Below are 18,207 nucleotides of genomic sequence, written 5' to 3'. Positions count from 1 at the left end.
GCAAGTTGCTCGCCCTCACGCTATCAAACCTGCGGCTTCGCCACCTCTTTGACCACCCCATCGAAATCTTCGTCACGCAACTGTGGCAACTCACCAGCACAGTAGTCACTACCCAGTGATTTCAGCGCGCCACACATACCCTCAAGACGCTCATCCACCACATGCAGGTGATCCAACAACTGACCAATGGCACGCGCCACAGGGTCAGGCATGTCCTGACCAACACCATAAGCATCGAAACCAAACTTCTCAGCAATTGCCTGACGCTTAGCCTCCCGCTCATCATCTGCCTTGACGATGATCCGTCCCGGTATCCCCACCGCAGTCGCCCCTGCCGGCACTGCCTTAGTCACCACAGCATTTGAGCCTATCTTAGCCCCTGCCCCAACCGTAAAAGGACCAAGGACCTTGGCACCCGCCCCGACGACCACGCCATCTTCAAGCGTAGGATGGCGCTTACCCTTGTTCCAACTGGTCCCTCCCAGGGTAACCCCTTGGTAAAGGGTTACATCATTGCCAATCTCGGCAGTCTCACCGATCACAATGCCCATGCCGTGATCAATGAAGAAACGACGACCAATTTTCGCACCCGGATGAATCTCAATTCCGGTCATCCAACGCCCGAAATTGGACACCAAACGCGCCAGCCACTTCCAGCCAGACGTCCACAGCGCATGGGCGATACGGTGTAACCAGACCGCATGTAACCCCGGATAACAGGTCACCACTTCGAACGCATTACGTGCAGCCGGATCACGGTGAAACACACTGCGAATATCTTCGCGCATACGTTCAAACATCTGCTTTCTCCTGAGCAGGCAACTCACCCCGCGCAGCCTTGACCGTTTCGGTCAGAATTCCACGCAAAATATTCATCTCAAGTTTACTCACCTGACTGCGCCCATAGAGCCTGCGTAAGCGACTCATCAGGTGGCGCGGCTTCGCCGGGTCCAGAAAGCGAATCTCAATTAACGCCTGCTCCAGATGCGCATAGAAAGACTCCAACTCGTCCGCTGTTACCGGTTGCGAGCTCTGCACCGCAGTAGCTTCGAATTTCTGCTGCTTAGTCGGCTGATTACTGGCAGCCAGCCAAGCCATGCGCACTTCATAGGCCAACACCTGAACTGCAGCCGCCAAATTAAGCGAGCTGAACTCAGGGTCAGACGGAATGTGGACGTGATAATGGCAACGCTGTAACTCTTCATTAGTCAGCCCAGCGTACTCACGCCCGAACACCAGAGCCACCTCACCCCCCTGAGCCGCCTGTTCGCAGGCAGTGACCCCGCACTCCCGCGGATCGAGCAAAGGCCAGGGAATGCGGCGGTCACGAGCACTGGTACCCAACACCACATTACAGCCAACCAAAGCTTCCTCAAGTGTCTGCACGACCTGCGCAGAGTCCAGCACATCTGTAGCCCCCGAAGCCCGGGCCACCGCCTCCGAGCTTGGAAACTCAACCGGATCAACCAGAACGAGACGTGACAGCCCCATGTTCTTCATGGCGCGCGCAGCCCCACCGATATTTCCCGGATGACTGGTATTAACCAGGACGACTCGAATTTTTTCCAGCACCACAAACGCTCACAGACAGGGTTTAGATCGATAAATCTTACAGAACCGTCTCACCTTGCGCCATTCAGGCCACAGCGCACACTTCATTAATGTTTCGTTTCTGATAGAATGATCGGCTTTCTTTAAAGCCCCAGGTGAACCTCCATGCAGCCCATGCTGAATATCGCGCTGCGCGCAGCCCGTAGCGCCGGCGAAATGATTTTCCGCTCAACCGAACGCTTGGACGTTATTTCGGTCGACGAGAAAGAAGCCAAAGATTATGTCAGCGAAATCGACCGTTCAGCAGAACAGCTGATTGTTCAGGCGCTGCGCAAGGCCTATCCGAATCATGGCATTCTCGGCGAAGAAAGCGGCCTTAGCGAAGGCAGCGGTGACGGCGCTGATTACCTGTGGATCATTGACCCACTGGACGGTACCACCAACTTCCTGCGGGGCATCCCCCACTACGCGGTGAGCATTGCCTGCAAATACCGTGGCCGCCTGGAACACGCCGTTGTGCTCGACCCCGTCCGCCAAGAAGAATTTACCGCAAGCCGTGGTCGCGGCGCGGCACTTAACGGTCGCCGCCTGCGCGTAGGCAATCGCAAGAGCCTCGAAGGGGCATTGCTGGGCACAGGTTTCCCGTTCCGCGACAGCCAGATGGAAAACCTGGAAAACTACTTGGGCATGTTCCGTTCCCTGGTTGGCCAAACCGCAGGCATCCGCCGCGCAGGCGCTGCCAGCCTGGACCTTGCCTACGTTGCAGCTGGTCGCTTCGATGCCTTCTGGGAGTTCGGCCTGTCCGAGTGGGACATGGCTGCAGGTGCACTGCTGATTCAGGAAGCAGGCGGCTTGGTCAGTGACTTCAGCGGTGGCCATGAATTCTTGGAAAAAGGCCAAGTGGTTGCCGGTAACACCAAGTGCTTCAAAGCCGTTCTGACTGCTATTCAGCCGCATCTTTCCGCTTCACTGAAGCGCTGAAAAGACCAATAAAAAAGCGCCCTTCCGGGCGCTTTTTTATGCCTGACGCGTACGCTCTCACTGCGCAGCTGCTGCGGCCGACGCTTCCTCGGCCAACACAAGCTGCCCATCACGCACCGGAATCTGCCGTCCTGGGTCTTGCGCCATACGCACCTGACCGACTTTGCCATCCAGCTCATATTTAACGTCGTAACCCACTAGCTTCTCACTGGTATCCGTAACGGTATTGCAACGGGTCTCAGTGGTTGTGTAAGTATCTTTTTGCTGCAAATGCTCTTGGGCTTTGTTACCTGCGTAGCCCCCTCCGACGGCACCTGCAACAGTGGCAATCTTCTTGCCAGTACCACCTCCGACCTGATTACCCAACAAGCCACCTACCACAGCGCCAATCGCAGTACCCGCAATCTGATGCTGATCCTTCACGGGCGCCTGCCGCGTTACCGCAACATCTTTGCAGACCTCGCGTGGAGTCTTGATGGTTTCCATGACCGGTTTCACAGCCAGTACCTGGGCATACTCAGGCGCACTGACCATGTTGTACGTAGCAACAGCACCACCGGCCGTAACGCCTACCGCGCCTAATACAGCACCCGCCAACATTGATTTGTTCATCTCAAGCTCCTTGAGCTACTTGGTTGCTCACGTTCCTTTGAGCATAAAAAAACCGGGCAAGTTCACAACTTACCCGGCCTTTTATCGACAAACGGACAGATCGTACTAGATCAAGGACGATCATCCACCTCTTCAGTCACCGCAGGCGGGATCAAGTCCTCTACTCGCAGCTTCAACCACACCAGAACGGTTGCTCCGATGTAAACCGACGAGTAAGTCCCCACAACCACACCCACCAACAGCGCCAGTGCGAAGTTAGCCAGGGTGTCGCCACCGAACACCAGCAACGCGATCAGCGCCAGTGCAGTGGAGAACGAAGTAGCCATGGTACGCAACAGGGTCTGAGTAACCGAGATATCGATGTTCTCGATCAAGTCAGCCTTGCGCAGTACACGGAAGTTCTCACGGATACGGTCATAGATAATGATCGTGTCGTTCAGCGAGTAACCGATCATCGCCAGTACCGCAGCCAACACTGTCAGGTCGAATGGGATCTCAAAGAACGCCAGGATACCCAGCGTAATCACGGTATCGTGAGCCAGAGAGGCCACCGCCCCCACACCAAACTTCCACTGAAAACGGAAAGCCAAGTAGAGCATGATCCCGCCCAAGGCCAGCAGCGCCGCCAGGCCACCCTGGTCACGCAGCTCCTCACCCACCTGCGGGCCTACGAACTCCACACGCTTAACTTCAAAGCCGGTGTCCGGGTCAATCTTGCGCAGCGCCTCAGCGACCTTAGTGCCCAGCTGCGGATCGTCGCCCGCCATACGCACCAGCACATCAGTGGTCGCGCCAAAGCTCTGCACGACAGCGTCGGTGTAGCCCGCCTGCCCCAGCTCACGCTTGATCAGCTCAAGATCAGCTGCCTTCTCGTATTTGAGCTCAATCAGCGTACCGCCAGTAAAGTCCAGACCGAAGTTAAGCCCTTTGGCAAACAAAGCACCCAGACCGATAACGGTCAGCACCAAAGTGATGGCGAACGCAACATTGCGGATCGCCATGAAACGAATGGTTGATTTGATAATGGCCATTGGTCAGATCCACAGTTTCTTGAAGTTACGACCACCGAAGATCAGGTTGACCATGCCGCGAGTGAACATGATCGCTGTAAACATGGATGTCAGAATCCCCAGCGACAGTGTCACAGCAAAGCCCTTGATCGGACCGGAGCCCAGCGCGAACAGAATGCCCCCAACCAGCAGCGTGGTCAGGTTACTGTCGATAATTGCGGTATAGGCACGATCGAAACCTTCATGGATCGCACGCTGCACCGACAGACCATTATTCAGTTCTTCACGTATGCGTGAGTAGATCAGTACGTTGGCGTCCACCGCCATACCCAGCGTCAGCACAATACCGGCAATACCTGGCAAGGTCAGGGTGGCACCAATTACTGACATCAGGCCAACCAACAGCGCCAGGTTGAACGCCAGAGCAACTGTAGCCAGCACGCCGAAGAACTTGTAGATGATCACAATGAACACCGACACGAACACCATGGCCCACCAGGTGGACTCGATACCCTTGGCAATGTTCTCAGCACCCAGGCTTGGGCCGATTGTGCGCTCTTCAGCGAAGTACATCGGGGCTGCCAGACCACCAGCGCGCAGCAGCAGCGCCAGCTCAGAAGACTCACCCTGGCCATCCAGACCGGTAATACGGAACTGGCTACCCAGCGGCGACTGGATGGTTGCCAGGCTGATGATCTGCTTCTCTTCTTTAAACGACTGAACAGCAACCTCTTGCTCAACACCGTCAACAACCTGCTTGGTGTACTGAGTAACCGGCTTCTGCTCAATGAAGATCACCGCCATGCTGCGGCCCACATTATTGCGGGTCGCACGGGACATCAGCTCACCGCCGTGGCCATCCAGACGGATGTTCACTTGCGGGCGGCCGTTTTCGTCGTAACTGGCTTGAGCATCCGTTACCTGATCACCCGTGATGATCAGGCTGCGCTCCAACGCAACAGGCGGGCGGCCAGCCTGACGGAAACCGAAAGACTCAGTGGCAGCACGCGGTGCATCAATCTCAGCCTCAAGGCGGAACTCAAGGCTGGCCGTTTTACCCAAAATACGCTTGGCTTCTGCGGTGTCCTGCACGCCCGGCAGCTCAACCACGATACGGTTAGCACCCTGACGCTGAACCAACGGCTCAGCCACGCCCAGTTCGTTCACACGGTTACGAACGGTGGTCAGGTTCTGCTTGATCGAATATTCGCGAATCTCACTAAGACGCGCCTGAGTCAGCGCCAGATTAAGGATCTGCTGATCACCACGGGTATTGGTGGTCATGTCGAAATCGGTAAATTCTTTGCGGATCAGCGACTGCGCCTTTTCGAGCGAGTCACTGTCAGCAAACCCCAGCTGGAAGCCGTTTTCCTGCGCTGGCAGGGTACGGTAGCGAACGCGCTCTTTACGCAGCAGGGTTTTAACTTCACTTTCGTAGACTTTCAGACGTGCCGTGATGGCCTTCTCCATGTCCACTTCAAGCAGGAAGTGCACACCACCCGAGAGGTCAAGGCCCAGCTTCATTGGGCTGGCGCCTACAGAGCGCAGCCAGTCTGGCGTAGTAGGTGCCAGGTTCAGTGCCACGACATAGTCGTCGCCCATGGCCTTACGCACAATGTCCTTAGCTGGCAGTTGGTCAGCCATACGCGTCAGGCGTAGCAGACCGCCCCGCTCACTCACCTCACTGCCTTTTACAGCGATGCCGGCGGCTTCAAGGGCGCTGGTGGCCTTACTTAAAGACGACTCATCGACCTTCAGCGCAGTACTGGCGCCACTGACCTGAATGGCAGGATCATCCGGATAGAGGTTGGGTGCGGAATAAATCAGACCGATTGCCAATACGGCAAGAATCAGAATGTATTTCCACAAGGGGTATTTGTTCAGCATGGAACCGCCCGTTATGAAGCGGGGCGCTAATGAGCGCCCCGTCGATGGTGAAAGTCTGTCGCTTAGATAGCCTTCAGCGTGCCTTTCGGCAGAGATGCTGCGATGGCTACTTTCTGAATCTTCAGCTCTACGGTGTCGGACACTTCGATTACCACGAAGTCATCAGAAACCTTGGATACCTTACCGGCAATACCGCCGCTGGTAACAACCTCGTCGCCTTTTTGCAGGCCGCCGATCAGGGATTTGTGCTCTTTCGCACGCTTGGCTTGTGGGCGCCAGATCATCAGATAAAAGATGACCAGGAAGCCGAGCAGGAATACCCACTCAAAACCAGTACCGGCAGCACCAGCAGCCGGAGCAGCACCTTCAGCGTAAGCTGCGGGGATAAAGAAACTCATGTAACACTCCTGTAGCAAAGGACTTAATACGTCTAGAAATCAATCCAGTGGTGGGGTTGGAAGGCCCCGCTTGGCGTAGAAGGCATCGACAAAGGCGGCCAATGTACCTTGTTGAATTGCCTCACGCAAACCAGCCATCAGCACCTGATAATGGCGCAAGTTATGGATGGTGTTGAGCATGCTACCGAGCATTTCACCGCATTTATCAAGATGATGCAGATATGCGCGGGAGAAATGTTTGCAGGTGTAACAATCACAGGTCGGATCCAGCGGTGAATCGTCGTGTTTGTGCACCGCATTGCGAATTTTCAGAACACCGGTATCAATAAACAGGTGGCCGTTGCGAGCATTGCGAGTCGGCATCACGCAGTCAAACATATCTACACCGCGGCGCACGCCTTCTACCAGGTCTTCCGGCTTACCAACGCCCATCAGGTAACGTGGCTTGTCGCTCGGCAGGCGCGGCGGCAAGTAATCCAGCACCTTGATCATTTCTTCTTTCGGCTCACCGACGGACAAACCACCAATGGCGTATCCGTCGAAGCCAATTTCATTCAGGCCTTCCAAAGAGCGCATGCGCAACTCTTCGTGCATACCACCCTGAACAATACCGAACAGTGCAGCAGTGTTATCGGCATGGGCCTCTTTCGAGCGTTTGGCCCAACGCAGCGAAAGCTCCATTGAGCGCTTGGCTACATCAAACTCAGCGGGATACGGTGTGCACTCGTCGAAGATCATCACAATGTCAGAGCCCAGATCACGCTGAACCTGCATCGACTCTTCTGGCCCCATAAATACTTTGGCGCCATCCACAGGAGAGGCGAAGTAGACGCCCTCTTCCTTAATTTTGCGCATTGCACCAAGGCTGAACACTTGAAAGCCGCCCGAGTCTGTCAGGATCGGCCCTTGCCACTGCATAAAATCGTGCAGGTCACCGTGACGTTTGATCACCTCGGTACCAGGGCGCAACCACAGGTGGAAGGTGTTACCCAGAATGATCTGCGCACCAATGCCTTCAATATCACGGGGCAGCATGCCCTTTACGGTGCCGTAGGTACCAACCGGCATGAAGGCCGGGGTTTCGACCACGCCACGGGGAAAGGTCAGACGACCACGACGGGCCTTGCCCTCAGTCGCCAACAATTCAAAAGACATGCGACAGGTGCGTGTCATAGCTGTTCCTCTGGCCCGCGTGGTGCGGGATTACGGGTGATGAACATAGCATCACCGTAGCTGAAAAATCGGTATTGGTTATCCACAGCCGCTTTGTAAGCCGCCATGGTTTCCGGGTAGCCCGCGAACGCTGAAACCAGCATCAGCAGGGTGGACTCCGGCAAATGGAAGTTGGTCACCAAGGCATCAACCACATGCAGCGGCCTACCGGGGTAGATGAAGATATCGGTGTCACCACTGAACGCCTTTAACTCCCCATCGCGGGCAGCGGTTTCCAGTGAACGCACACTGGTCGTTCCCACTGCAATCACCCGACCACCACGGGCGCGGCATGCTGCCACTGCATCCACCACGGCCTGAGTAACTTCGAGCCACTCACTGTGCATATGGTGATCTTCAATGCGCTCAACCCGCACCGGCTGGAAAGTACCAGCACCTACGTGCAATGTAACAAATGCTCGCTGAACACCTTTGGCCTCAAGTGCAGCCAACAGTTCATCATCAAAATGCAATCCCGCAGTGGGCGCAGCCACCGCTCCAGAACGTTGCGCATAGACCGTCTGGTAACGCTCACGGTCAGCGTTTTCGTCGGGGCGGTCAATGTAGGGTGGAAGCGGCATGTGGCCGACCCGATCCAACAGCGGCAGCACCTCTTCATTGAAGCGCAGCTCGAACAGCGAATCGTGACGCGCCACCATCTCCGCCTCGCCACCGCCATCAATCAAAATGACTGAGCCGGGCTTAGGGGATTTGCTCGCCCGCACATGGGCCAGCACGCGATGGCTGTCCAGCACACGCTCAACCAGCACTTCCAACTTGCCGCCTGAAGCCTTTTGCCCAAATAAACGCGCCGGAATCACACGGGTGTTGTTAAACACCATCAAATCTCCAGGACGCAGATAATCGAGCACGTCAGCGAAGTGTTTATGGGCCAGCTCTCCGGTTGGACCATCCAGCACCAGCAAGCGGCTAGCGCGCCGTTCGGCAAGTGGGTGGCGGGCAATCAGGGAATCTGGAAGCTCGAAATTGAAGTCGGCGACGCGCATGTTTAGGCAGGGGATCATCTAGCAGGGCCGCGAAGCTTACCGGAAAACACAAATTCTAGCCACGTAATGCATTGACCAACTCGAATCGCATCCCTATACTGCGCCGCCATTGTGCCCCGGTGGCGGAATCGGTAGACGCGGCGGATTCAAAATCCGTTTTCGAAAGGAGTGGGAGTTCGAGTCTCCCCCGGGGCACCACTAAACAATCAGATTCTGGTAACGGAATCTGAATAAAAAACCGGCTTAAAGCCGGTTTTTTTGTGCCTGTGTTTTATCGACGAAACTGAGCGCAGTGATCCTCCTCCGGCTGCGCCGCCGTATACCAGACATAGTCCGCCGACTCAGACGCAACCTTGCTGCCGACATCAGCCAGGATCAGCGCCTGCAAGCCCTTATCAGCCTTAAGATCACGCAAGTGCAGCGGTACTCCGAGGTCGCGGCGTGCATGGTAGGCACCGGCGAACAGGATGCTCGGCTCTGGGGCAGCAATCATTGCTTCAGCCATACGGCGGTCGCGTTGTTGCTGAACGGCGAGCATGGCCGGGAGTTGGCTTTCGGGCAGGAGGTTGCAGTGGGAACTGCGGATTTGTTTAAACAGCCCTTCCTGCACCTTGGCGCGGGTTGAGTGTTCGCCAGTCAGTGTCGGGATGGTCTTATAGATATCCATCACTTCGCTGCGCTCAAGGTTGGCCGCCAACAGCGGATACGGCTGACGCACAGCGTATTGCACCAGCGGGCCGTAGAGTGACCAAGGCCAGCCTGGCTGCCAGTTCAGTGCGCGAATCATGTCGTCCGGCGCCTTACCTTGGGCAACAGCTGTGCGGACGCTATCGACTTTGCCTTGTTGGTCCGGTGTAAGCATTTCCAGCAGCAGGCTGCCCTGATCCCGCTGCGTGGCCAGTGCCCGCAGCAGCCAGAGCTGCAATGCATGATGATCAGGATTGTCATGGCGTTCGCCCACCAGCACCTTGGGCGCAGCAGCGAGGCGCTCCAGCAGTTGCTCCGGGCTCAACTCGTTGCCTGTGCGCAGCTCAATAATTTTGCCCAATTGCTCATGCTGCAAACCTTCACTGCCCTGCCACTGCGGCACAGACGGCAGTGACGCTTGGCAGGCCGTTAACAGTGCTAACACCAGTAAAAACGCGATACGCATACTTAGCCCTTATCAATAGGATTGGCTCATTTACATGGGCCGGATATTGGCTGGATCAACGCGCCACAATCAATGGGTGACCCCGCTCGGGATGCTGTTGTACCAACACCTCTAGCCCGAACACAGCTTGCAGTGCCTCTACACTCAGTACCTCGTTTGGACAACCCAAGGCATGGGGACGGCCGTTATTAAGCAGCAGCAGGCGATCGCAGTAACGGGCAGCCAGATTCAGATCATGCAGGATCACCAATGCGCTGGCGCCACTGGCGACAAACTCACGGGTAGCCTGCAAGGTGGTGTGCTGATGGAGGGGGTCCAGCATCGATGTGGGCTCGTCCAGCAGTAACACCTGCTCTGCTCCGGCAGGCCAGAGCTGGGCCAACACCCTTGCCAGATGCACACGCTGACGCTCGCCGCCGGAGAGCGCCAGATAGCTGCGCCCGAACAGGTGAGCAACATCCGCGGCCTCCAGCGCATGCCGGATAATTTCGGCGTCCTGCGCCTGGCCACTGGCGTGGGGCAGTCGTCCCATACCCACCACCTCTTCAACGCGAAAGGCAAAGTTCAGCGTGGACGATTGCGGTAACACCGCCAGCCGTCTGGCCCGCTCCGAACCGGCCCAGCTGTGCAGTGGGCGTTGCTCCAGCAACACCTGCCCGTGGCTCGGTTTCAGTTCACCACACAACGCGCCGAGCAGTGTGCTCTTACCTGTACCGTTGGGACCAAGCACGCCCAGCACTTCGCCTGCACGCAACTCCAGATTGATGCCTGCCAGCACCGTGGTCGAACCACGCTGCACGGCCAGATTCTCTGCCCGCAACATCAGGTTCGCCCCCGCACAAGTAGGTAAAGGAAGAACGGCGCACCAATCAGAGCCGTTACGATGCCAATCGGCAATTCAGCCGGAGCCAACGCCAAACGCGAAATCAGATCCGCCAGCAGTAACAAACAAGCCCCCGCCAACGCAGACGCTGGTAACAGCACGCGATGATCAGGCCCGACCATCAGCCGCACCAAATGGGGAATCACCAGACCTATAAAGCCGATCATCCCCGCTGCCGCCACCGCAGCACCAACGCCCAGCGCCGTGCAGAACACCAGTTCAGCCTTGACCCGCTCCACCGAAAAGCCCAGATGCCGCGCTTCAGACTCCCCCAGTAACAGCGCATTCAACGCTTTGGCCCGGCGTGGTAGCCACAGTGCAACTGCCGCAGTGACGATCAGCAGGGGCCAAAATCGGGCGTAGCTCGCCCCGTTCAAGCTGCCAAGTCCCCAAGAGGTCAGGCTGCGCAACGTGGCATCGTCGGCCAGGTAGGTGAACAACCCGATCACTGCGCCGGATAGCGCAGTAAAAGCAATGCCGGCCAACAACATGGTCGCCACATTGGTTTCACCATTGCGACGCCCCAGGCTGTATACCAGTGCCGTCACGCCCAAGCCGCCGATAAAGGCGAAGAGAGAAAGCAGGTACGGCTCAAGCACTTTAGGCAAACCACCGATCAGCGTAACGCCGCCGACAATCGCCAGTGAGGCGCCCAACGCAGCGCCACTGGCCACACCAATCAGCCCTGGGTCCGCCAGTGGGTTGCGAAACAGCCCCTGCATGGCCACGCCACACAGCGCCAGCACTGCCCCCACCAATACGCCGAGCAGGGTTCTGGGCAGACGAATCTCACTCAGAATCAATTCAGCTTGAGCCAATCCCTCCCCGCCTATTGGTAGCCCCAATAAACGAAGGCCAGCCTTGAGCGTATCCAACAGAGCAAGGTTGATCGGCCCAAACGCAAGCGAAGCCCACAGTGAAACCAATAGCAGCAGTGCCAACGCGACAAACAACAGCCGCGGCCGGATCAATGGACTCATAAAGCCGACTTAGCGTCTGACGGGACTGACGTGGTTCCGGGATAAAACAGCGCTGAGATTTCACTCAGGGCGTCTGGCAAACGTGGCCCGAGCCCGCCTACCAGCAAAGTGGGATCAATCACCAGCAAGCGCCCTTCAGTTGCAGCCTTGGTGGCTGCCAGGGCGGGGTTCTGGCTGAGCAATGCCTTTTGCGCCGCCTCACCGGCCAGCTGTCGGTCTGCGATCAGTACCACGTCCGGGTTCAGGCCCAGCAGCGCTTCGGTGGAAAGCGCCTTGTAACCTTCGTGCGTGGCCAGGTTACGCCCACCTGCATGGGCCACCAGCCAGTCAGCGACCGTATCCCTCCCCCCAGCCATCGGGCTGGCTCCGGCATGCCCGATCAGAATCACAACGCCAGGGGCTGACTGCTTTTTCTGCACATCGGTCAGCCACGCTTGCTGCTGCGCCAAGCGCTGCTGATAAGCACTAAACACCTGCTCTGCCCGGCCCTTATCACCGAGCAACTCACCAACATACTGCAAGTTAGCGTGCAGGCTGTTCAACTCTGGCTGTGAGGACAGCGACTGAACTTTCACCCCGGCGCTGCGCAGTTGCGCCAGCACAGGCGGCGGGCCCATCTCCTCAGTACCGAGCACAACGTCGGGGCGCAACGCCAAAATGCCTTCGGCAGCCAGTTGCCGCTGGTAGCCCACGCTTGGCAGTTTTGTCAGGGACGCAGGGTGGCGGCTGGTACTGTCTACCCCCACCAGATGACGTTCGCCGCCCAATTCGACCACCCACTCACTCAACGAACCACCGGCGGTGATCCAACGCTGCGGCAATGGCTCATCCGCCAGGGCCGCAGTGGCCAACATTACACTCGCGCACACCGCGATTACTGCATTCAAGGCTTTCATGTCTGCTCTCTGCAATCGGAATAACAGACGACTGCACCCGCAGCCGTCTGAACGGGCTTAGATGCTCAGGGCCGGGGCTTCTTCGGCCAGCGCACGCCACGTTTCCAGCTCTGGTACACCTGGCTTACGCGCACCAAAGAGCTGCAATACCAACTCACCGTCCGCATCAAAAGCCTCCCAACTGGTGATCACGCCATCGGTGCTTGGCTTACGAACGCGCCACAGTTCAGTCACACCCGCGGTTTGCAGATGCAGGTTGAATTCCGGGGCCATCACGTTGAACCAAGTGTCGAGCCAGCGCATGTTGCTGACAGGGCCGGTATGAATCTGGATGCAGTGTTGGTTACCCACAAACACCATCACCGGCACCTGGCGCTCGCCAGCCGTTTCCAGCACGTTTGGCAGCTCCTCCAGCGCCAGCGGCTCGGCCCACTGACGCCCAGCCAGACGCAGCGCCTGGGTACGGGCAGCGCCATGTTTTCTCAGTAAGGCGAAGAAATGATGGGTGTCCTTGAGCTCAGCCCAGCCGGTGCGCAGGCTGGTCACATCAATCGCCGCATCCGCTTGCGCAGCTGGCTTTTCCGGCAACGGTTGCAGATTAAGCACATCGCTTTGCACCTCATCCTTGAAGCGCTCAATCAAAGCCTCCCAGGCTTGATGATGGCTCTGCTCGGTGAGGAAGACCTTGTGCACCGCAGTGCCTTGTCGGTCGAAAATCTGGATACTGCGCTGGGCACCTTTCTGGGTTTTCTCATCCACAGCAAACACACTGTCCCAACCGCCTAGAAACAGGCGCAAGTCGATGTCTGGGCTGACCACCAAGCCCATTTGCCCGTTCGGGGTCACGGTCACATCTCGGTAAAAGCCCTTACGTTCGTGCACGCAATGTTCATTGCGGGTCAGCGCCATGATGTAGCCCAACTCGCCCAACGCCGGCAGCAGCTGGGCCCACTCCGGGCGCAGACGCACGGCGTCGACACCTAAGCGGCTGGCAACCAGCTCACCCTCACTGACCTTCAACTGCGTGGCAGCATCGCGGGCACGCAAGCGTGGCTGCTCGGCACGCAGTATTTGCCAGGCCTGGTATAGAGCGCTGACTGAACGGTTCAGCGATGGCGAATGTTCCATGTGTAGCTCCTTCTCAATCACGGATTGATGAGCCGCCAGAGGCAACCCACCTGAATTTTGCGCACACACTGCCCCGGCCCTTAAGTAAGGAACCGGGGCAGTTATGTCCGAGCACATCGGGCGCAGCGGACGGGAATGAGCCGCAGCGCAAATCTATTTGATAATCATTTGCACATGCATGTCAATCCCATTACTGTTTGTCGCGATTTTTATCGCCAAACCTTGCATGCAATGGAGTATTCACATGCTGAACCGCCCGCCCTTCGCACTTCGCCCATGGATGGCACTGCTACTGCTGAGCCCATCGCTGGCTCTGGCTGAAGATGCCGAGACATTGCCGATAACAAAGGTGTCCGCCTCCGCGGTGGAAACACCGCTTCCCAGCCGAACAACTACTGACGCTGAGACCTTGGACAAGCGCTTGATCCGCAGCTTTGAGGATTTGGGCCGGCGCAGCGAACCGGGCGTTGCCTTCAACCGCAACAGTGAAAGCATCAACATCCGCGGCCTGGAAAAAGACCGTGTACTGACCACCATCGACGGCATCCGCGTGCCATGGATGACTGACGGCGCCCGCAGCCAGGGCCCTACTGGCGGCGCCCAGGGCGGACTGGATACGTTCGATTTCAATACGCTGTCAGCTGTGGATATTGTGCGTGGCAGCAACTCCAGCCAAATCGGCTCCGGCGCGCTGGGGGGCTCCGTACAACTGTTCACCCTCAACCCGGAAGACCTGCTGGAGCCGGGCAAAGACTTCGGCAGCCTGCTAAAAACCGACTACGACAGTGGTGACGAAAGCTGGGGGCTCAATGCAGCTATCGCGGGGCGCGTGCAAAACACCTACTGGCTGCTGCAAGCCGGTAAACGTCAAGGCCACGAGCTGGAAACCGCAGGCAGCGACAACCTCTACGGCAGCCAACGTACAGAGGCCAACCCGGCCGACACTGACCAGAAGAACGTCCTGTTCAAGCTGCAACAACGTTTCGATGGCGGTCATAAAGTGGGTTTTACCGGTGAGTTTTTTGAACGTAACCGCGATGTCGACAACCGCGTCGGCCAAGGCAGCACCTACCTGATCGGCCAGAACAGCACCAATGAACTGAGCCATCGCCAGCGGGTGTCTGTGGATTACAGTTTTATCAGCGAAGATGAAAACAACCTGATCGACACAGCTAACGTCATCGCCTACTGGCAAAAACTCGATCGCAAGGATGATCAGGACGGCATGCGCAGCATGGACGCCCGCGGCGGCGCGCCAGACCGACTGTTCCAGCGTTTCGGCCTGCCCGGCAACCCGTACAAATATCCCAGCGGGCCTTACGGCCGTAACAACCAGATCGAGAAGGAGTTGTACGGCGTTTCAGGTAATGTCGGCATCGGCCACAACCTAGCGGGGTTGGACAACAAGCTGACCCTCGGCGGCGAGCTGTACCGCATCAATACTGAGCAAAACTCCAAGGGCTACGACAACTGCCCAGGCTTCTCCATCAGCGCCTCCAACCCGATGTACATGGGCCCTGCCTCTTGCGACTTTTTGCATACCAATCAGGCAGACATGCCAAAGGCTGAATCAACGCAATGGGCGCTCTACGCCAATAACCAAATCAGCTTCCTGGATGGCGCGGTAACACTGACTCCCGGCTTGCGTTACGACCACTACAAGCAAGACCCGCAAGCCACTGGCGCGTTTAACAACAACGTCAACCCGAGTAACAACCAGACCCTCAGCACCTCCACAGACCACAAGCTCTCCGGCAGCCTGCTGGCCACCTGGAAAGTGGCGGAGAAAGCCAAACTCTACGCACAGTGGTCGCAAGGTTTCCGTGCCCCGGACGCCACCGAGCTGTACATGAACTATGGCGCGGAAGGCAGCTACCTGCGCCTGGGCAATGCCGATCTCAAACCGGAAGAGAGCAACGGCTACGAGATCGGTGCGGAACTGGGTGACAAACAGCTGGGCGGCTCGATCAGCCTGTTTGATAACCACTACAAAAATTTTATCGACGGTAACCTGACCGCCTCCGCTGAAGACCTCGCCAATCTAGGCCTTAATTCATCCGACTATCCAATGGGTGTAACCCGAGCCGGCAACCGCGCAAAAGTCGAGATTTACGGCGCCGAGCTGGCCGCACACTGGGCCTTTATGCCGAACTGGAAACTCTGGGGCTCCGTGGCTTGGGCCAATGGTGAAGACCGCAACACCAACCAGCGTCTGAACACCGTAGCGCCAATCACCGGTCTGTTCGGTCTCAGCTACGAGCAGGAACAGTATGGCGGCGACCTGATGCTGCGCACCGCCACAGCACGTAACAAGGTGGAAACCGACAACGACTTCCAGGCACCGGGTTACGGCGTGGTCGATCTGACCGCGTATTGGCAGCCCAAAGCGTTGGACGGCGTGAAGCTGCAAGCGGGTCTGTTCAACGCCTTCGACAAGAAATACTGGAACGCACTGGACGTGCCCACTGGCCAGCTGGCACAGCCGAATGACTACTACAGCGAAGTCGGACGTAACTTCCGAGTTTCCGCTTCCTGGCAGTACTGAGCCCTTCCACTTACGCAGCAGACCGGCATAATGCCGGCCTGTTTGCGGAGGTGGATGTCATGTTTAGGGTCTGTGCTCTTGATGAGCTCAAAGAAGGTCAAAGCCGCGGTTTTACCGTCGCCGGAATCAAAGTGTTTGTAATACGTAAGCACGATCAGTTTTACGCCTACCGCAACTGGTGCCCGCACCGGGAAATCCCCCTCGAATGGCAATCCGATCAGTTTCTCGATGAGAGTAATAACTTGATCCGCTGCTCCAGTCACGGCGCATTGTTTCTGATCGAAAACGGCGAATGCATCTCCGGCCCTTGCGAAGGGGACGCTCTACAAAAACTGGATGTGCAGATAAAAGAAGACAGCCTCTGGGTAGATGCTTAAAACACGAGCGCCTGCGCTAGACCTTCTCAATAATTTGAGCACAAACGTACTTGACTGTTGGGGATCATGGGAACGCTGACATATAGTCACCAGACTTATTGTTAACGGCGGCGCCATGCACACCATCGAACGTATTTATCCAAAGGATTTGGATCTGCAAAACACGGACGATCAGAACAGCCTGCACATTCACATGCAGCGCTACGAATTTGCATCTGAGCAACTCACCGGGCAGCGCATTCTGGATATGGCTTGCGGCTGCGGTTATGGCAGTGCGCGTCTGGCTGAACTGAACCCGGATAAGCACATCACTGGCGTCGATATCGACCCTGACGCCATCGCCTACGCCCGCGCCCACTATCAATTGCCCAACCTGACCTATATCTGCGCCAACGCCGAACAGTTCAGCAGCGAACAGCCGTTCGACTGCATTGTCAGCCTGGAGACCATCGAGCACCTGCCCGATCCAAAGGCGCTGGCGGACAATATCAACCGTCTACTTGCCCCGAACGGCAAACTGATTGCCTCGGTGCCGATCACCCCAACGCTGGATGGCAACCCACACCACCTGCACGATTTCAGCACGCGCAGCTTTCATGCACTGTTCCGCCCCTATTCGATGCAGCCGGGCGAGCAGTTAGAGCAGATCCAGTGGTGGCAATTCAAAGGGCTTTTTTCAAAGCGGCCTGATCAGCAGAAACAACACCGTTCTGAAGGTGTCGGCAACGCTGTGCTCAAGTATTACCAGCGCCATCCGCTGTATCTGTTCAGCCGCCTGTACTCCATGCTGCGCTATGGTTTCAGTAACCGTTACATGACGTGCGTGTTCAGCCGTCATCCCGGCAAGCCTTAACCGTTCGACGCAGACGAAGTGCCTTTGTTAGAGTGCCAACCCGTATACCAGCTAAAGAGTCAGGAAGCGTGAACTCTGACCTGCCCCGTGCCCGACAAAAACTGCAAACCCGCCACGCCCTGATGGATGCGGCGCACACCCTAATGGACAGTGGTCGTGGCTTTTGCAGCCTGAGTCTGCGCGAAGTGACGCGGACTGCCGGCATTGTCCCAACCGGGTTCTACCGGCACTTTGCGGATATGGATGAGCTTGGCCTGGCATTGGTGGAAGAAGTCGGTGAGACGTTCAGCGAAGCCATCCGCCAGGTGCGCCATCACCGCTTTCAGCTCAATGGTGTCATTGACGCTTCTGTGCATATCTTTCTCGATGCGGTGTCTGCCAATCGCTCCCAGTTCCTGTTCCTGGCCCGCGAACAATTTGGCGGTTCTGTTGCAATCCGTAAGGCCTTGGCCGCGCTGCGTGAGCGGATCGCTCTGGATTTGGCAGCCGATCTTGCCACCATGGCCAAACTGGAACACCTCGATCAGGCCGCGCAGATCATGCTCTCCGACCTGGTCGTGAAGAGTGTTTTTGCTACCCTGCCAGAGCTGATCGACCCGCCATCCAGTCCGCTGGCTCACTATGCCAACCCGGAAACCAAGATGACCGAACAACTGCGTTTCATCTTTATTGGCGCCAAACATTGGCAGGGCCTGACACACGGCAGCGATATCGCACCAAAATAAAGCACAACC

Annotated in this window: 18 protein-coding genes and 1 tRNA gene; 6 read left to right on the top strand and 13 right to left on the bottom strand. The window is 57.1% G+C overall.

Annotated features, from left to right (window positions below):
- Window positions 1-23 precede the first annotated feature (23 nt).
- Window positions 24-800, bottom strand: a complete 777-nt coding sequence (gene cysE / locus WG219_06120; GenBank protein WXL27028.1) for a serine O-acetyltransferase — start codon at window positions 798-800, stop codon at window positions 24-26.
- The gene (gene trmJ, locus WG219_06115) at window positions 793-1,572 is read right to left on the bottom strand and encodes a tRNA (cytosine(32)/uridine(32)-2'-O)-methyltransferase TrmJ (protein WXL27027.1); all 780 of its coding nucleotides are present in this window, start codon (window positions 1,570-1,572) and stop codon (window positions 793-795) included. The genes cysE and trmJ overlap by 8 nt, the downstream gene beginning before the upstream one ends.
- A 144-nt stretch (window positions 1,573-1,716) precedes the next feature.
- Between trmJ and suhB the strand changes: the two genes are divergently transcribed.
- Entirely contained in the window at window positions 1,717-2,532 is an 816-nt protein-coding gene (suhB, locus tag WG219_06110; protein ID WXL27026.1) for an inositol-phosphate phosphatase, read from the top strand.
- Window positions 2,533-2,589: 57 nt separating this feature from the next.
- Here the strand turns inward: suhB and WG219_06105 are convergent, their stop codons facing one another.
- The 6 genes from WG219_06105 to queA all read right to left on the bottom strand — a co-directional run bounded on the left by WG219_06105 (window position 2,590) and on the right by queA (window position 8,658).
- On the bottom strand, window positions 2,590-3,144 hold the full coding sequence (locus WG219_06105) for a glycine zipper 2TM domain-containing protein (protein WXL27025.1): 555 nt from the start codon (window positions 3,142-3,144) through the stop codon (window positions 2,590-2,592).
- Between the two features lie 110 nt (window positions 3,145-3,254).
- Window positions 3,255-4,166, bottom strand: a complete 912-nt coding sequence (gene secF, locus WG219_06100; protein WXL27954.1) for a protein translocase subunit SecF — start codon at window positions 4,164-4,166, stop codon at window positions 3,255-3,257.
- A 12-nt stretch (window positions 4,167-4,178) separates the two neighbouring features.
- A complete protein-coding gene (gene secD, locus WG219_06095; GenBank protein ID WXL27024.1) occupies window positions 4,179-6,041 on the bottom strand; it encodes a protein translocase subunit SecD in 1,863 nt (620 codons plus the stop codon).
- A gap of 62 nt (window positions 6,042-6,103) precedes the next feature.
- On the bottom strand, window positions 6,104-6,439 hold the full coding sequence (yajC, locus tag WG219_06090) for a preprotein translocase subunit YajC (GenBank protein ID WXL27023.1): 336 nt from the start codon (window positions 6,437-6,439) through the stop codon (window positions 6,104-6,106).
- Between the two features lie 39 nt (window positions 6,440-6,478).
- Window positions 6,479-7,594 (bottom strand): tRNA guanosine(34) transglycosylase Tgt, encoded by a 1,116-nt coding sequence (gene tgt, locus WG219_06085; protein WXL27953.1) that lies wholly within the window; start codon window positions 7,592-7,594, stop codon window positions 6,479-6,481.
- 14 nt (window positions 7,595-7,608) lie between these two features.
- Window positions 7,609-8,658 carry a tRNA preQ1(34) S-adenosylmethionine ribosyltransferase-isomerase QueA gene (gene queA, locus WG219_06080; GenBank protein ID WXL27022.1) on the bottom strand — a complete coding sequence of 350 codons (1,050 nt, stop codon included), beginning with the start codon at window positions 8,656-8,658 and terminating at the stop codon, window positions 7,609-7,611.
- 113 nt (window positions 8,659-8,771) lie between these two features.
- On the opposite strand from queA, the gene WG219_06075 reads away from it, so the two are divergent.
- Window positions 8,772-8,856 (top strand) — tRNA-Leu (locus tag WG219_06075).
- Between the two features lie 73 nt (window positions 8,857-8,929).
- On the opposite strand, the gene WG219_06070 is transcribed toward WG219_06075, so the two are convergent.
- From WG219_06070 to WG219_06050, 5 genes are read right to left on the bottom strand one after another with little or no spacing between them, the layout of a single operon-like run.
- On the bottom strand, window positions 8,930-9,811 hold the full coding sequence (locus tag WG219_06070; protein WXL27021.1) for a ChaN family lipoprotein: 882 nt from the start codon (window positions 9,809-9,811) through the stop codon (window positions 8,930-8,932).
- Between the two features lie 55 nt (window positions 9,812-9,866).
- The gene (locus tag WG219_06065; GenBank protein WXL27020.1) at window positions 9,867-10,634 is read right to left on the bottom strand and encodes a heme ABC transporter ATP-binding protein; all 768 of its coding nucleotides are present in this window, start codon (window positions 10,632-10,634) and stop codon (window positions 9,867-9,869) included.
- Window positions 10,634-11,620 (bottom strand): iron ABC transporter permease, encoded by a 987-nt coding sequence (locus tag WG219_06060; GenBank protein WXL27952.1) that lies wholly within the window; start codon window positions 11,618-11,620, stop codon window positions 10,634-10,636. Before WG219_06060 ends, WG219_06065 begins: the two co-directional genes overlap by 1 nt.
- 50 nt (window positions 11,621-11,670) lie before the next feature.
- Entirely contained in the window at window positions 11,671-12,570 is a 900-nt protein-coding gene (locus WG219_06055) for an ABC transporter substrate-binding protein (GenBank protein WXL27019.1), read from the bottom strand.
- 57 nt (window positions 12,571-12,627) lie between these two features.
- Entirely contained in the window at window positions 12,628-13,698 is a 1,071-nt protein-coding gene (locus tag WG219_06050; GenBank protein WXL27018.1) for a ChuX/HutX family heme-like substrate-binding protein, read from the bottom strand.
- Window positions 13,699-13,942: 244 nt separating this feature from the next.
- Here WG219_06050 and WG219_06045 point away from each other — a divergent pair, with 244 nt between their 5' ends.
- The 4 genes from WG219_06045 (at window position 13,943) to WG219_06030 (ending at window position 18,198) form a co-directional block, all read left to right on the top strand.
- Window positions 13,943-16,243, top strand: a complete 2,301-nt coding sequence (locus WG219_06045; protein WXL27017.1) for a TonB-dependent hemoglobin/transferrin/lactoferrin family receptor — start codon at window positions 13,943-13,945, stop codon at window positions 16,241-16,243.
- 59 nt (window positions 16,244-16,302) lie between these two features.
- On the top strand, window positions 16,303-16,620 hold the full coding sequence (locus WG219_06040; protein ID WXL27016.1) for a Rieske (2Fe-2S) protein: 318 nt from the start codon (window positions 16,303-16,305) through the stop codon (window positions 16,618-16,620).
- 115 nt (window positions 16,621-16,735) lie between these two features.
- A complete protein-coding gene (locus WG219_06035) occupies window positions 16,736-17,473 on the top strand; it encodes a class I SAM-dependent methyltransferase (GenBank protein WXL27015.1) in 738 nt (245 codons plus the stop codon).
- Between the two features lie 122 nt (window positions 17,474-17,595).
- On the top strand, window positions 17,596-18,198 hold the full coding sequence (locus WG219_06030; GenBank protein ID WXL27951.1) for a TetR family transcriptional regulator: 603 nt from the start codon (window positions 17,596-17,598) through the stop codon (window positions 18,196-18,198).
- The last annotated feature ends 9 nt before the right edge of the window (window positions 18,199-18,207 follow it).

This window comes from Pseudomonas mendocina (assembly GCA_037482215.1).
GTDB lineage: Bacteria > Pseudomonadota > Gammaproteobacteria > Pseudomonadales > Pseudomonadaceae > Aquipseudomonas > Aquipseudomonas mendocina_E.
Note: the sequence above shows the minus strand (reverse complement) of the source record. Positions and strands in the feature narration are given on the sequence as shown.